This is a genomic window from Nocardia thailandica NBRC 100428 (genome assembly GCF_000308795.1).
Lineage (GTDB): Bacteria > Actinomycetota > Actinomycetes > Mycobacteriales > Mycobacteriaceae > Nocardia > Nocardia thailandica.
This window is the reverse complement of sequence record NZ_BAGK01000149.1, coordinates 1-206: the sequence shown is the minus strand read 5'-3', so window position 1 is coordinate 206 and position 206 is coordinate 1. Positions and strand designations below refer to the sequence as shown.

1 pseudogene is annotated in these 206 nt (G+C 66.0%); it reads right to left on the bottom strand.

From position 1 onward, the window contains the following. Positions 1-206 (bottom strand): annotated as a pseudogene (locus ON36_RS16060) (hypothetical protein); the annotation flags it as partial.

Here is a 206-nt window from a genome sequence, read left to right as displayed (position 1 = left end):
AGACCGGCCACGATGACCGCGCCCACGTTGGTGAACTGGAAGAACGACCCGAACGAGGGCTTGTTGCCGTCGGTTTCGTGCAGCGCGCCGCGGACCAGCGCGGCGGTGATCAGGTAGCCGACGACCGCGCCGACGATGGAACCGATGATCTGCCAGATGCCGAACGCGACCTGGAAGCCGGTGCTGGAGTCGGAATCGGTGCTGGT